A 14,235-nucleotide genomic window follows, 5' to 3' on the forward strand; every position below is an offset into this window, starting at 1 on the left:
CCGTCAAGACCCACTGCCCCCGGCAGCCATCTTGGGTGATAGCGCCGTTGAGCCAGCAGCCGACGGTTGGTGCCGCGACGAAGCATCGACACACCCGTTTAGCTCGAGCTATAGATACGGTGTCGTTGGCGTTCGAGTGGAAGCGGAGGGAGGACTCATGACCGAGTTCCACGACTGGCAAGACATTCGCGCCGAGCTGGACGACGGCGACACCGAGGCGCTCGCCGAGGAACGTGCGCGCACCGAAGCGTGGGTCAGCGCCTTCCACCTCGCCGAGGAGCGGAAGCGGCTGGGGTTGACCCAGCGCCAAGTCGCCGACCTCATGGGTGTGACGCCCGGCCGGGTGAGCCAGATCGAAAACGGCGACCTGGACGTCAACGAGGTTGCCACCTTGAGCCGATACGCGCAGGCGCTCGGTGCGCGGATGCGGATCATCTTCGACTACGGCAACGACCTCCGCCAGATCGCCTGATCTTCGCGCGGCCGGCCACGCGCCCCAAGCCGTTCCGACATGGAGAAGGCCGGCCGCCGTGCGGTGGCCGCCCTTACTCGCGGACCTGGGCGTTCACGGTGGGATGCGGGTCGCCGCTGTCCGCGCCCAGGCCCGCCAGCAGGCGCAGCCCGTCGTCGGCGGGGCTGCCGGGGGCCGCGGACAGCACGATCAGCTCCAGGCCCGATTCGTCCGGCAGCGCGAAATTCTCCTGGTGCAGTTCCAGCAGTCCGACCAGCGGGTGCCGGTACGCCTTGCGTCCGTGGGTGCGGGCGTGCACGTCCGCGCGGGCCCAGAGGCGGCGGAAGCGCTCGCTGCCCATCGCCAGCTCGCCGATCAGCGAGGCCAGGCGGGGGTCGTCGGGGTACTTGCCGGCGGCCAGGCGCAGGTGCCCGACCACCTCGAGGGTGCATTTCTCCCAGTCCGCGTACAGGCCGCGGTCGGCCTCCTCGAGGAAGATGTGCCGGGCGGTGTTCAGGCCCGGCATCGGCCGGCCGTAGAGGAGCCCGGCGAGGCGGTTCCCGGCGAGCACGTCCATGCGGTGGTCCAGGATCATCGCGGGCGCGTCGGCGACCAGGTCGAGGACGCGCAGCAGCTCCGGCCGGACCCGCCCGGCCGGCGCCTTCGCACGGCGGCGGCGCTGACGGGCGAGCCGGTACAGGTGCCCGCGTTCGGTCTCGTCGAGGCCGAGGACGCCGGCGAGCGCGTCGAGGACCTGCTCGGAGGGCTGGGTCGCGCGGCCCTGCTCCAGGCGTACGTAGTAGTCGACGCTGACTCCGGACAGGTGCGCGACCTCTTCGCGGCGCAGGCCCTCGACCCGGCGGCGCCGGTCGGTGGGGATGCCGACGGCCGACGGGTCGACCCGGGACCGCCTGGTCCGCAGGAAGCCCGCAAGATCGTCCATGCCTCCAGTATGGCCGCGGTGGCGGCCGTGAAGGTGGTCCTGCCGTTACCAGGAAGTCCCGTCCGATGGAAGCGGCGCCCCTGAACGCCGGGCGCCGCGGCGCCCAGGATCGAAGGCACCCGATCCTAAGGAGTTCCCATGAAGACGCTGATCGTCTACGCCCACCCGGAGCCGAAGTCGCTCAACGGCTCGCTGCGGGACCTCGCGGTGTCCACATTGGAGACTGCGGGGCATGAGGTGCGGGTGAGCGATCTGTACGCGATGCGCTGGAAGGCGGCCGTGGACGCCGCGGACTACGGCCCCGACGCCTCGAGTCCGCTGCGGGTTCCGCGGGACTCGGGGCGGGCCTTCGACGCCGGGACGCTCACCCCGGACGTCCGCGCCGAGCAGGAGAAGCTGCTCTGGGCCGACACGATCATCTTGCAGTTCCCGCTGTGGTGGTACACGATGCCCGCCATCCTCAAGGGCTGGGTGGACCGGGTGTTCACCTATCACTTCGCGTACGGCGTCGGCGAGCACAGCGACACCAGGTACGGCGAGCGGTTCGGCGAAGGCACCCTCGCCGGCAGGAAGGCTCTGCTGTCGGTGACCGTCGGCGGCCCGGAGTCGCACTACGGCGCTCGCGGGATCAACGGCCCGATCGACGACCTGCTCTTCCCGATCCACCACGGCATCCTCTACTACCCGGGCATCGAGGCGCTGCCGCCGTTCGTGCTGTACGGCACCGACCGGATCACCGCCGAGGACTACCCGGACGTCGCCAAGGCCTGGCAGGAGCGCCTGCTCACCCTGGAGTCGACCGAGCCGATCGCGTTCCGGCGGCAGAACTTCGGTGACTACGAGATCCCCTCGCTGCGCCTGAAGGAGGGACTGGAGGTCGCGGGCCGCACGGGTTTCGGCCTCCACGTGCGCGGCTGATACCCCGGCTACGACAGTGGGGGGCGGAGGCGGAACGTGCTGTCGGTGCGGAACTTCGCGGTGCCGTCCGACTGGCGTACCCACAGCTGCTCGCCCTCGCGGTGGATGAAGTACCCGCGATAGTTCGACGACTCCAGCAAAAGGTCTCCGGTGGGGCAGAACGTAGCGTCGCCGCGGAACAGATCGCTGCTCTCGCGGTGGCTCAGGCGCAGGCGCCAGGACGAATGGCGCAGGTACTGGCCGTCGGGTGCCCGGAACGAGTAGCAGCCAGCGTTGGCCAGGCCCGGCACCGCCTCGAACGTTGCCCGGCGCCGCGCGAGTGCGCTGTCGGCGGTGAGGAGCACGCCGAACTGCCCGTCGGTGCCGAGGTAGTGGCCGGGATCGGCGGCGAGCTCCAACGACACCGGGCCGAGATGCAGTGACGAAGACGGCGCGGCCGAGGGAGGGGCCGCAGCAGGAGAGGAAGGAGCCGCAGCGGGAGAGGCCGCGAGCGGTGGCGGCGGCTGCTCGTCGTGCGGCCAGGCCACGACGGCGGTGACCGCGACCCCGGCGACGAGCGCGCCCGCGGCGAGCTTCGCGACCGGCACACCGGACAGCCATCCGGCCTTCGCGGCGCCACCCGCGACCGTCTTGGGCACACTCGAGGCGGCGCCGCCGAAGCCGCAAACGCCGGCGAGCACAGCGGGAACGGGCAGCAGCCCGAAGCCGGTCAGCAGGCGCTCGGTGTCGACCATGCCCTCGGCGGCCCGGGCGCAGGCCACGCAGGAGCGGGTGTGCCGGCCGATCCGCTTGCGCCACAACGGGCTCGGGATGCCGTCCCAGTCGGCGACCACGGTGTCCAGCCAGGGGCAGCGCGGGCGCGCGTCCAGGGCGGCCACGAGCACGCGGGCCTGCTCGAGGCGGTTGCGCATCCGCTGGACCCGCACGCCGGCGTGCGCGACGCTGACCTGCAGCGCGGCGGCGAGCTCGGCGCGGGTCAGCTCCTCGCCGATCTCCAGCCACCACAGGGACCACAGCACGCGCTCGTCCGGGTCCAGCCAGCCGACCGCCCGGCCGACCTGCCGGCGCTGGCCGGACAGCTCGATGCGCAGCGCGGTGAGGTCCTCGAAGTCGCCGGGGTCCGGCAGGTCGTCCAGCGGCGCCCGGCGGCGGGTGGCGGCACTCTCGCGTCGCAGGTATGTGCTGGCCTGCCGGACGGCGATCCGGGCCAGCCAGACCCGGAGGCTGTCCGGGTCGCGCAGCGACGGCAGCTGGCGCAGCGCCCGCAGCATGGACTCCTGGACCACGTCGTCGACGGCGCCCTGGTGCCCGGCGAGCGCGCGGCGCACGATCGTGTACACCAGCGGCAGGTGCGCCGCCACGAGTTCACCGAGCGTTGCTCGGCTGGTCTTCGTCGTTCCCAAATACCATCACCGGCCCGGGTGCCAATCTCGGCCCACCGCGGGGATGCTGTCAAGCAACCTATGGACGCGCCATGCGGTGCAGATCAAGGGCCTCGTCCAGCTGGGCCTCGGTCAGGGTGCCCCGTTCGACGTGGCCGCGCTCGAGGACCACCTCGCGGATGGTGCGGCCCGTGGCCAGGGCCCGCTTGGCGATCGCGGCGGCCTCCTCGTAGCCGAGGTACCGGTTCAGCGGCGTGACGATCGACGGGGATCCGGCGGCGTACGACGCCAGGATCTCCTCGTTCGCCGCAAGGCCCGCAATGCAGCGCTGCGCGAAGAGGCGCGACACGTTCGCGAGCAGGCGGATCGACTCAAGCAGGTTGTGCGCGATCACCGGGAGCATCACGTTGAGCTCGAAGTCGCCCTGCGTGCCGGCGAAGGCGACCGTCGCGTCGTTGCCGATGACCTGCGCGACGACCTGGCGCACCGCTTCGGGGATGACCGGGTTGACCTTGCCGGGCATGATCGACGAGCCGGGCTGGAGGTCGGGGATCGCCAGCTCGCGCAGGCCCGCGCGAGGGCCGGAGCCCATCCAGCGGATGTCGTTGGCGATCTTGTACAGCCCGGCGGCGATCGTGCGGACTGTGCCCGACGCCTCGACGAGAGCGTCGCGGGCGCCCTGGGCCTCGAAGTGGTTGCGGGCCTCGGTCAGCGGCAGGCCCGTCGCCTCGGCCAGGCGGGCGATCGCGGCGGCGGCGAAACCGGGCGGGGTGTTGAGGCCGGTGCCCACCGCCGTGCCGCCCAGGGGAAGCTCGGCCACGCGCGGCAGGACGGCGGCGATGCGCTCGACGCCGTAGCGGACCTGTGCGGCGTACCCGGAAAATTCCTGCCCCAGGGTGACCGGGGTGGCGTCCATGAGGTGCGTGCGGCCGGCCTTGACGACCTCCGCGAACTCGTCGGCCTTGAGCGCCAGGGCGTCGCCGAGCTCGGTCAGCGCCGGCGTCAGGGCAAACGCCAGCTCGCTCGCGGCCGCGACGTGGATCGCCGACGGGAAGACGTCGTTGGAGGACTGCGAGGCGTTCACGTGGTCGTTGGGGTGGACCGGGCGGCCCAGCGACTGCGCGGCCAGCGAGGCGACGACCTCGTTGACGTTCATGTTCGTCGACGTGCCGGAGCCGGTCTGGAAGACGTCGATGGGGAACTGGTCGGCGAACTCGCCGCCGGCCAGGCGCTCGGCGGCGGACGTGATCGCGGTGGCCACGTCCGGGTCGAGGACGCCGAGGTCGGCGTTCGCCGCTGCGGCGGCCGCCTTGATCCGGCCCAGGGCGATGATCAGCGGGGCCGGTAGGCGCAGGCCGGAGATCGGGAAGTTCTCCACCGCCCGCTGGGTCTGTGCCCGCCACAGCGCGTCGGCGGGGACGCGCACCTCGCCCATGGTGTCGTGCTCAACGCGGTACTCCATACAGGCAATACTGCCCCGTGGCGTCAGCGCGTGAGGGCACTCAGGTCACGGGCCCCCAGCGATGTGAACAGCGCCACCGCCTCGTCCATGCGGCCGAGGCCCGCCAGGGCGCGCGCCTGCTCGTAGCGGTCGCCGATGCGGGAAGCCTTGGCGTAGGCCTCCTTGCTGAGCCAGGCGGCCTCGTCCTCGCGGCCGGCGGCGCGCAGCGTCAGGGCCAGGTCGTTGGCGGTCAGGCACTGGCCGGAGACGTCGGCGACCCGCTCCATCTGGTCGCGGGCGGCGCGCTGGCAGGTGATCGCGTCGGCGATGCGGCCGTGCAGGCGGTAGGCGGTGCCGAGCTTGCTCAGCGTCTCCGCGGCGCCGTACTGGTTGACCGAGTCACGCTTGAGGGCGAGCGCGCGGCGCAGCAGGGCGGTGGCGACGGTGAGGTGGCCCATGTGCAGGTGCACCAGGCCGAGCTCACCCATCATGATGGCGACGGTGCGCAGGCTGCCGATGCGGCGGGCGACCTCGAGGCCGCGGCGGTTGGCGGCGAGCGCCTGCGCGTAGTTGCCGGCCTGCGTGTGCACGAGACCGATCGTGCTCTCCAGCTTGAACTGCAGGCTTGGGGGTACCGAATCCAATCGCACTTCTGCGGCGGCCTCGGCCGACGCGATGGCCTCCGAATACTGTCCCAGCCGGCTGTGCAGCATCGCCAGGTTGGTCAGGGCCGTGCCCACCAGGCGCGGCAGGTTCTCGCGCTCGGCGATGCGGATGACGGCCTGCAGCGTCGCGAGGGCGTCGGTGAGGCGGCCCATCCGGAAGTACACGGCGGCGAGGTAGTTGCGCGACTCGGCCTCGAGCTCGGCGTCGGGCAGGGCGACGGCGGCCTCGATGGCGCGCTCGTAGAGGTCCAGCTGGCGCTCGCTGAAGCCGAACCCGAACAGGAACGGCGACACCGCGCGGGTCAGCATGCACGTGTGCCGGTGCCGGCCGGCCTCGGCGGCGAGGCGCGCGACGCTGAGGACGTTGGGCAGTTCGCGCTCGAGCCAGCGGCGCGCGTCGGTCGGCGCGTCGAACTCCAGCGCGGTCGGCGGCGGGCTGTCCAACCGCAGCAGCGAGCGGGCGTCGGAGAGCTCCATGAACTTCGTCGCGGCGACCACGCTGTACAGATAGTGATCGAGCAGTCGCCCGACGGCGTCGGTGTCGCCGTGCGCGAGCTGGGCGGCGTAGTCGCGTAGCAGGTCGTGCAGGCGGTACCGGCCGGCCGCCGGAGCCTCGACCAGGTGCACGTCGACGAGGTCCTCCAGCAGCGCCTCGGTCTCCGGCACCGGCAGTCCGGCCAGCGCCGCGGCCGCCGCGGGTTCGAAGTCGCCCGACGGGTGCAGTCCGAGAAGCGCAAAAAGCCTCTGCAGCGGTACCGCTAAATGCTGGAACGACAACGTGAACGCCGCCGCCACCGTGCGGCCGTCGACGGCGAGCTCCGGCAGGCGCCGGTTGGCGATGCGCAGCCGCGCCGCGAGGTCCGCGACCGTCCAGCTCGGGCGGTGCTGGAGCCGGGCGCCGGCGAGGCGGACCGCCAGCGGCAGCCGCCCGCACAGCTCGGCGACCTCGACGGTGCACGCCGGGTCGGCGTAGGCGCGCTCGCCGACGGTGCGCCGCAGCAGTTCCACGGCGTCGTCGATGGGCAGCACGTCCAGGGAGACGGTCTGCGCGCCGTCGAGGCCGCCGAGGCGCCGGCGGCTGGTGATGACGACGCCGGTGTGCGCGGTGCCGGGCAGCATCGGCAGCACCTGCGCGGTGTCGAAGGCGTTGTCGAGCAGCACGAGCACCTGCCGGTCGGCGAGCTCGGTGCGCCACAGCACGGCGCGGTCGTCCAGCCCGGGCGGCACGCGCTCGGCCGGCACGCCCAGCTGGCGCAGCAGCGCGCCGAGGGCCTCCCCGGGGTCCAGCGGCGCGCGCTCGCTGTGCCCGCGCAGGTCGAGGTAGAGCTGGCCGTCGGGGTACCGCTCGGAGGCGGCGTGCGCGACCCGCACGGCCAGGGTCGTCTTGCCGGTGCCGGGCATCCCGTCGATCGCGATGATCTCCGGCCGCTCGTCGCGCAACGCGTCGACGAGCCGGCGCACCAGCTCGGCCCGGCCGGCGAAGTCGGCGACGTCGCGGGGCAGGCAGCGGGCGGCCCGGCGGCCAAGCGTGCGGGGCGCCTGCGGCAGCAGCAGCTCGGCGTCGCCGTTGAGGATGCGCCGGTGCAGCTCGACGAGGTCGGCGCCGGGCTCGATGCCGAGCTCCTCGGCCAGTAGCGCGCGGCCGCGGCGGAACACGGCGAGGGCGTCGGCGCGCCGGCCGGTGCGGGCCAGCGCGGTCATGAGGTGGCCGCGGAACTGCTCGTGGTGCGGGAAGCGCTCGACGAGGTCGGCGACCTCGGCCAGGATCTCCTCGGCGAGGTCCAGCTGCAGCTCGAGGTCGAGGCACAGCGCCATCGCCGCGGTCCACTGCTCCTCCAGGTGCGCGGCGGCGGCGCGGACCATGTCGGAGTCGACGTCGGTGAGCGGCCGGCCGCGCCACAGCGCGAGCGCGGCGCGCAGGTCGTCGCGGCCACCGGCGAGGTCGCCGTCCGCCGCGGCGGCGCGCCCCCGCTCGACCCGGGCGGCGAAGAGGGCGGCGTCGAGGTCTTCGGGGCCGACCTTGATGCGGTACCCCGCGGGCTCCGTCACCACCAGGTCCTCGGGCAGCCCAGCCTTGCGCAGCACCTGCCGCAGCCGGGAGACGCAGCTGTGCACCTGCGCCCGAGCGGTGGGCGGCGGGTTGGTGTCCCACAGGGCGGCGATCACCTGCTGGACCGGCACCAGCTGTCCTTCGCGCAGCAGCAGGAGGGCAAGCAGGACCCGCTCGCGGGGCGCCGCGACCGTGATTTCGGTAACCGGTGTGCGAATCTGCACCGGCCCCAAGATCGAAAATCGGGTCGAATCGCGCATAACCACCCTCTGTGCGGCCGCCGCCTCCCCTCGAAGGTGCCCGCCCGAATACCTGATGGTAGTCAGATGAGAGCGACGAAAGAGCAGGGGCGGCGACTCTTTTCACGGGACCGCATGCGCGTGCCGGAATGCGTCCAGAGTTTGCGATGGGTTACTCAAGACCTGCGCAAGCCTTACTCAGGTAAGGCTGCGCCATTGCTCTGGACGAACGGGGATATTTCGGTCGTAAGTGCGAAACATTTGATGCGGGGCTGCGCCCAACGACGTGTGCGGCCCCGAAATCTCTCTTCCCGTTCACTGCGTGGATACGCATCGTAACCGCGTCACCGCGAACGCGCGCCTATGAAATTCCCTCACCGCCTCGCCGCGCTCACCGCATTCGCGGCGGCGCCTGCGTCTGATTCCGCCGGTTTTTCCGATATCTCCGGCTCCCGCGGTTTTCACGGTTTCTCCGGAACCGGTGCTCGATGCCCGCTTTCACCAGTGCCCGCGGAACCACTTCCGCCAGCACAGGGGAATGACCAGGAGGGCGGCCACCCAGGCGAGCGCGGCCACATGCAGCGCGAGGGCCAGGCCGGCCGCCACCACCGCCGCGGCCATGAACGCCCACGAGACGAGCACACCGGCGACGCCGTCGCGCCGGGAGGCGTAGTCCTGCAGCCAAGCACGCCAACCCCGCCCGACCACGTAGTGCATGCTACCGGTGACACACCGCAAACCACTCATGGCACGTTCTCGGGAGCAAAGTCGATCTCCGCGTCCGTAACGTTCTGGGCAACAGCGAAACGTTATTGATTGAGGAGATAAAGCAAATGAGCGACGTCGACTACGGGCAGTACGAGGCCGGCCAGGAAAGCGGCGAGCTGGACCAGCTGCACCAGGCCGAGGGTTCGGAGGCCGACTACAACAGCCAGTTCGGTGTGTACGAGGCCGACCACTCCGCCGCCGAGTCCACCGACTTCTCCCAGGGCCACCACGTCGAATTCGACCAGGGCCCGGCCGTGCACTACGAGTCGGACGACTACACCAACTACTCCCACGACGCGTCGGTCGACGACCACGTCTTCGCCGCCGAAGGCAGCGAGAGCTCGCACCAGGCCGAGTTCTCCGAGCTCGACGCCCTCAAGGAGCGCTTCGAGAACTCCTACGCCGAAGGCACCGAATACCGCGCGAACTAATGCGTCGATGCAAAGGCCGGCCACTTTCGTGGCCGGCCTTTCGTTTATGAGCGGCGGCCGACCGTCAGGACGGGCTTCGTGACCTCGGCGAAGAAATCGTTGCCCTTGTCGTCCACCACGATGAACGCCGGGAAGTCGACGACGTCGATCTTCCAGACGGCCTCCATGCCCAGCTCCGGGTACTCGATGACCTCGACGTGTTTGATGCAGTCCTGCGCCAGGCGCGCCGCCGGGCCGCCGATCGAGCCGAGGTAGAAGCCGCCGTGTGCGCGGCAGGCCTCGGTGACCTGCTTCGAGCGGTTGCCCTTGGCCAGCATGACGAGGGAGCCACCCGCGGCCTGGAACTTCTCGACGTACGCGTCCATGCGGCCGGCCGTGGTCGGGCCGAAGGAGCCCGAGGCGTAGCCCTCCGGGGTCTTCGCCGGGCCTGCGTAGTAGACGGCGTGGTCGCGCAGGTACGACGGCATCGGCTCGCCCGCGTCGAGGCGCTCGGCGATCTTCGCGTGGGCGATGTCGCGGGCCACGACCAGCGGGCCGGTCAGCGACAGGCGGGTCTTGACCGGCAGCGCCGACAGCTGTGCGCGGATCTCGGACATCGGGCGGTTCAGGTCGACGGCGACCACGTCCTCGTCGAGGTGCTCGTCGGTGACGTCGGGCAGGAAGCGGGCCGGGTCGCGCTCGAGCTGCTCCAGCCAGACGCCCTGGTCGTTGATCTTCGCGACGGCCTGGCGGTCGGCGGAGCAGGACACGGCGATCGCGACCGGGCAGGAGGCGCCGTGGCGCGGGAGGCGCACGACGCGGACGTCGTGGCAGAAGTACCGGCCGCCGAACTGGGCGCCGATGCCGAACTCGCGGGTCAGCTGGAGCACCTCGGCCTCGAGCTCGAGGTCGCGGAAGCCGTGGCCGACCGGGGAGCCGGCGGTGGGCAGGGTGTCGAGGTACTTCGCCGAGGCGAGCTTCGCCGTCTTGAGCGCGTGCTCCGCCGAGGTGCCGCCGATGACGATCGCGAGGTGGTAGGGCGGGCAGGCCGCCGTACCGATGAGACGCAGCTTCTCCTCGAGGAACTGCATCATCCGGGTGGGGTTCAGCAGGGCCTTCGTCTCCTGGTACAGGTAGCTCTTGTTGGCCGAGCCGCCGCCCTTGGCCATGAAGAGGAACTTGTAGGCGTCGTCGCCCTCGGCGTACAACTCGATCTGCGCCGGCAGGTTGGATCCGGTGTTCTTCTCGTCCCACATGGTCAGCGGGGCCAGCTGCGAGTAGCGCAGGTTGAGCCGCGTGTACGCGTCGTAGACGCCCCGCGCGATGGCGGCCTCGTCGTTGCCGTCGGTCAGGACGAACCGGCCCCGCTTGCCCATGACGATCGCGGTGCCGGTGTCCTGGCACATCGGCAGCACGCCGCCGGCCGCGATGTTGGCGTTGCGCAGCAGGTCGAGGGCCACGAACCGGTCGTTCGGCGAGGCCTGCGGGTCGTCGATGATCGAGCGCAGCTGGGTCAGGTGCGCGGGCCGCAGGAAGTGCGCGATGTCGTGCATGGCCTCGTCGGTCAGGAGGGTCAGCGCCTCCGGCTCGATCGTCAGGAACCGCCCGTCGCGCCCGATCCCGTCGCTGGTGACCAGGCGGTATTCGGTGGTATCGGGACCGAGCGGCAGCAGCGGCGAGAACGCGAATTCGGGCATGGCCTCGACTGTATTACTCGACTCCGGCGACCCTCAGCAGGGCGGCCGTGACCGCGGCGGCCACCACAACGACCACGAACGGCGCCTTGCGCCAGGCGAGGACCGCGCCCACCGCGACGCCGGCCGGGCGGGCGATGCCGACGAAATGCGTGCCGTCGAGCAGGGCCGCGGTGCCGATGAGCGCCGCGAGCAGGGCGACGGCGGCCAACGTGAGGTACCGCCGGACCTCCTCCGACACCGAGATCCGGTCGCGCAGGACGGGCCCGGCGAAACGGAACGCGTAGGTGCCGACGGCCAGCGCGATGATGGCGATCCAGCTCATGACCTTCTCCTGGCCGGTGACCTTCTCTTTACGGGCAGCGCGAACGCGAGCGCGAGCAGCGCGACGAGGACGGGCAGCCCGGCGGGCAGGAACGGCGTCGTGACCAGGGCGAGCGCCGCACCGGCGACGGCGACGCGCATCGAGGGCCGGTCCTTCAGCGACGGCAGCGTCAGCGCGAGCAGCGCGGCCGGAAACGCGGCGTCGATGCCGAACGTGTTCGGGTCGCCCAGGGCCGAGCCCGCGATCGCCCCGACCCCCGCCGAGACGTTCCAGGTCAGGAACAGGCAGACGCCGGTCAGCCAGTACGCCCGGCGGCGCCGCCCGGGCTCCTGCTGCGCGAGCGCGAACGCGACCGACTCGTCGGTCATCAGGTGGCTGCCGACCAGGCGCGCCGGCCGCCCGTCGCCGAGCACCTCGTTGCCGATCGCCAGCCCGAACGGCAGGTGCCGAGCGTTGAGCAGCAGCCCGGCGACGATGATCGCGACGGCGGAGGCTCCGGCACCGGCCAGCCCGACGGCGAGGAACTGGGCTCCCCCGGCGTACACGAACGCGTTCATGACGACGATCTTCCCCAACGGCACCCCGGCGGCGGAGGCGATGGCACCGAACGACAGCCCGACGACCACGCCGGCGAGGCACAGCGCCGTCACGTCCCGGACGACAGGATCTGTTCGAAGAATCGAACGCATAGTTCGGTATGCTGGACTGGTCCTCGTTGTTCGTCAAGCCGAATGACTCGTTCGACACACCGAACGGATGGCCGCATGGACCCGAGCAAGCCGCCGATCGACCTCATCGCCGCCGCGCTGCGCCGCGAGCGCGAGCGCGAGAAGCTGTCGCTGAGCGAGGTCGCCAAGCGCGCCGGGATCGCGAAGTCCACGCTGAGCCAGCTCGAGTCGGGCGCGGGCAACCCGAACATCGAGACGTTGTGGGCCCTGGCGGTCGCCCTGAATGTCCCGTTCAGCCGCTTGGTGGAGCCCCCGCCCACGGCCCCGCGGGTGATCCGGGCCGGCGACGGCCCGACGATCAAGTCCGAGCAGGCCGACTTCGTGGGCACGTTGCTGGCCACGTGCCCGCCCGGGGTCCGCCGCGACATCTACCTCATGCGCGCTGAGCCCGTGGGCGCCCGCAAGGCCGACGCCCATCTCCCCGGCACGATCGAGCACGTGGTGATGATCAGCGGCCGCCTGCGCGTCGGCCCCGAGGACACCCCCGTCGACCTGGACGTCCACGACTACGCCTCGTTCGCCGGCGACGTGGCCCACGGCTATGAGGCCCTAGCCGTGCGTACGTCGTTCGCCTTGATCATGGAACACCGCTGACCGTCCGATGGACCTCGCCGGCTACGTGGCCGTCATCAACGAGCGACACGAACTGCCCGGTGACGCTGCCGTCGAACTGCGCCGGGGACAGTTCCACGACGTGGTGCTGACCGCGACGACCGCCTACCGCTTCCCACGGCATGAGGCGGCCCGCGCGCTACTGCCCGGCCGCGCGGCCGTGCTGGCGATCTTGGCCGCGCGCGACCTCGGGTTCGCGGTGCCGGCACCGTTGGCGCCGCCGGACGCCGATGAGCCGGTCGGCAGGTGCTTTCTGGCCACCACCCGAGTTCCCGGCGAGCCCCTGCCCGCGGGCAGTACCCACGACGGTGTTGGCGCCGGCCTCGGCCAGGCCCTTGCCGCCCTGGCCGAGGCCACCGAGTGTGTGGGCAACCTGGTCGGGGCGCCCGAACCGCACCGGTGGGCCGACTTCGCCGCCGGCGTCGAGCGGGAACTGTTCCCCCTGATGTCCGCGCCGGGACGCCGCCGGGCGCGGAAGGAACTCGATGGGGTCCTGGCACTCCCGGCACCTGTGACGCCGGTGCTGGTCCACGGCGATCTGGGCGGGGGCAACCTGTTGTGGGATGCGGGTCCGCCACTGCGACTGGCGGGCGTCGTCGACTGGGACGGGCTCTTCGTCGGCAGTCCCGCCAACGACGTGGCCTCCGTCGCCGCAACGTACGGCTGGGAGATCGCCGCCCAGGCTGCCCGCAGCGCGGCCTACGCCGGCGAGATCCTCAGCCAGGCCCGGCAGATCCGGGCAACCTTCGCCCTGCAGCAGGCGTTGCCGGCCCTGCGAAGCGGCGACATCGCGAGGCTCGACGACGGGCTACAGGCCTACCGCGCACGCCGGATTGGACGTTGAGCCGCATGATCGCCCGCGGCTAGCGTCCCAAGCATGACGCTCATCGCGCACGTCAGCGACACCCACCTCGACGGCACCCAGCGCAGCGCCGACCGCGTCGCACGGGTCGTCGACCACCTGGCCGGTCAGCACCGCCCGGTCGACGCCGTCCTGCTCACCGGGGACCTGGCCGACCACGCCGAGCCCGACGAGTACGCCGCGCTGAAGGTCTTCGAGCGCCTCAACGTCCCCCTGCTGCATCTCCCCGGCAACCACGACCGCCGTGAGCCGTTCCTGGCCGCCGGCCTCGGCCCGCTCAACCGCGCGGTAAGAGTCGGCGACGTGCTGCTCGCGCTGGTCGACTCGACGATCCCCGGGCGCGACGACGGCCTGGTCGAGGATGCCACGCTCGAGTGGCTGGACGAGGTGCTCGCCGGCGACACCCCGGCGTTCGTGTGCTTCCATCACCCCCCGGTCGAGATCACCCAGCCGTACGCAGACAGCCTGCGGCAGTTCGGCGAGGAACGGCTCGCGGCGGTGCTGCGAAAGCACCCGAACGTCGTGGCGATCCTCTGCGGGCACTTCCACCTCGGGACCGCGACGACGTTCGCCGAGGTGCCCGTGTTCATCGCGCCCGCCGTGGCCTCGACGCTCCTCATGCCGTGGGAGCGCGCGGGCGGGGACCTCGACCGCAACGGGCCGCCGGCGTTCCTCTACCACCACTACACGGGCGGGCGGCTGATCACTCACTACCGCGTCGTCTAGCGCCGCGGCGGCGTTCCGATA

At 71.6% G+C, this 14,235-nt stretch carries 14 protein-coding genes; 6 read left to right on the forward strand and 8 right to left on the reverse strand.

Features of this window, described 5'->3' with window-relative positions; all coding sequences use genetic code 11:
• The first annotated feature begins 157 nt into the window (after positions 1 to 157).
• Complete coding sequence (locus ABD901_RS00925) at positions 158 to 472, forward strand: helix-turn-helix domain-containing protein (protein WP_345120126.1); 315 nt, start codon at positions 158 to 160, stop codon at positions 470 to 472.
• A gap of 73 nt (positions 473 to 545) precedes the next feature.
• Here ABD901_RS00925 and ABD901_RS00930 read toward each other — a convergent pair whose 3' ends face one another.
• Positions 546 to 1,394 (reverse strand): helix-turn-helix transcriptional regulator, encoded by an 849-nt coding sequence (locus ABD901_RS00930; protein ID WP_345120128.1) that lies wholly within the window; start codon positions 1,392 to 1,394, stop codon positions 546 to 548.
• Between the two features lie 138 nt (positions 1,395 to 1,532).
• Between ABD901_RS00930 and ABD901_RS00935 the strand changes: the two genes are divergently transcribed.
• Positions 1,533 to 2,312, forward strand: a complete 780-nt coding sequence (locus tag ABD901_RS00935; protein WP_345120130.1) for an NAD(P)H-dependent oxidoreductase — start codon at positions 1,533 to 1,535, stop codon at positions 2,310 to 2,312.
• An 8-nt stretch (positions 2,313 to 2,320) separates the two neighbouring features.
• On the opposite strand, the gene ABD901_RS00940 is transcribed toward ABD901_RS00935, so the two are convergent.
• The 4 genes from ABD901_RS00940 to ABD901_RS00955 form a co-directional block, all read right to left on the reverse strand.
• Positions 2,321 to 3,673 carry a sigma-70 family RNA polymerase sigma factor gene (locus ABD901_RS00940; protein WP_345120132.1) on the reverse strand — a complete coding sequence of 451 codons (1,353 nt, stop codon included), beginning with the start codon at positions 3,671 to 3,673 and terminating at the stop codon, positions 2,321 to 2,323.
• Positions 3,674 to 3,773: 100 nt separating this feature from the next.
• Positions 3,774 to 5,156, reverse strand: coding sequence for a class II fumarate hydratase (locus ABD901_RS00945; protein WP_345120136.1), 1,383 nt, complete (start codon positions 5,154 to 5,156; stop codon positions 3,774 to 3,776).
• Positions 5,157 to 5,179: 23 nt separating this feature from the next.
• Positions 5,180 to 8,074 carry an AfsR/SARP family transcriptional regulator gene (locus tag ABD901_RS00950; RefSeq protein ID WP_345120138.1) on the reverse strand — a complete coding sequence of 965 codons (2,895 nt, stop codon included), beginning with the start codon at positions 8,072 to 8,074 and terminating at the stop codon, positions 5,180 to 5,182.
• 513 nt (positions 8,075 to 8,587) lie between these two features.
• Complete coding sequence (locus ABD901_RS00955; RefSeq protein ID WP_345120140.1) at positions 8,588 to 8,797, reverse strand: hypothetical protein; 210 nt, start codon at positions 8,795 to 8,797, stop codon at positions 8,588 to 8,590.
• Between the two features lie 125 nt (positions 8,798 to 8,922).
• Here ABD901_RS00955 and ABD901_RS00960 point away from each other — a divergent pair, with 125 nt between their 5' ends.
• On the forward strand, positions 8,923 to 9,288 hold the full coding sequence (locus ABD901_RS00960) for a hypothetical protein (RefSeq protein ID WP_345120141.1): 366 nt from the start codon (positions 8,923 to 8,925) through the stop codon (positions 9,286 to 9,288).
• A 44-nt stretch (positions 9,289 to 9,332) separates the two neighbouring features.
• Here the strand turns inward: ABD901_RS00960 and ABD901_RS00965 are convergent, their stop codons facing one another.
• From ABD901_RS00965 to ABD901_RS00975, 3 genes are read right to left on the reverse strand one after another with little or no spacing between them, the layout of a single operon-like run.
• A complete protein-coding gene (locus tag ABD901_RS00965) occupies positions 9,333 to 10,964 on the reverse strand; it encodes a fumarate hydratase (RefSeq protein ID WP_345120143.1) in 1,632 nt (543 codons plus the stop codon).
• 13 nt (positions 10,965 to 10,977) lie between these two features.
• Entirely contained in the window at positions 10,978 to 11,286 is a 309-nt protein-coding gene (locus ABD901_RS00970) for an AzlD domain-containing protein (protein ID WP_345120145.1), read from the reverse strand.
• Positions 11,283 to 11,936 (reverse strand): AzlC family ABC transporter permease, encoded by a 654-nt coding sequence (locus tag ABD901_RS00975; RefSeq protein WP_345120147.1) that lies wholly within the window; start codon positions 11,934 to 11,936, stop codon positions 11,283 to 11,285. The genes ABD901_RS00970 and ABD901_RS00975 overlap by 4 nt, the downstream gene beginning before the upstream one ends.
• A 114-nt stretch (positions 11,937 to 12,050) precedes the next feature.
• On the opposite strand from ABD901_RS00975, the gene ABD901_RS00980 reads away from it, so the two are divergent.
• From ABD901_RS00980 to ABD901_RS00990, 3 genes are read left to right on the forward strand one after another with little or no spacing between them, the layout of a single operon-like run.
• Positions 12,051 to 12,608 (forward strand): helix-turn-helix domain-containing protein, encoded by a 558-nt coding sequence (locus ABD901_RS00980; protein WP_345120149.1) that lies wholly within the window; start codon positions 12,051 to 12,053, stop codon positions 12,606 to 12,608.
• Positions 12,609 to 12,615: 7 nt separating this feature from the next.
• Positions 12,616 to 13,470 (forward strand): phosphotransferase family protein, encoded by an 855-nt coding sequence (locus ABD901_RS00985; protein ID WP_345120151.1) that lies wholly within the window; start codon positions 12,616 to 12,618, stop codon positions 13,468 to 13,470.
• Between the two features lie 33 nt (positions 13,471 to 13,503).
• A complete protein-coding gene (locus ABD901_RS00990; RefSeq protein ID WP_345120153.1) occupies positions 13,504 to 14,214 on the forward strand; it encodes a metallophosphoesterase in 711 nt (236 codons plus the stop codon).
• The last annotated feature ends 21 nt before the right edge of the window (positions 14,215 to 14,235 follow it).

The organism is Dactylosporangium darangshiense, from assembly GCF_039537565.1.
GTDB classification, from domain to species: domain Bacteria; phylum Actinomycetota; class Actinomycetes; order Mycobacteriales; family Micromonosporaceae; genus Dactylosporangium; species Dactylosporangium darangshiense.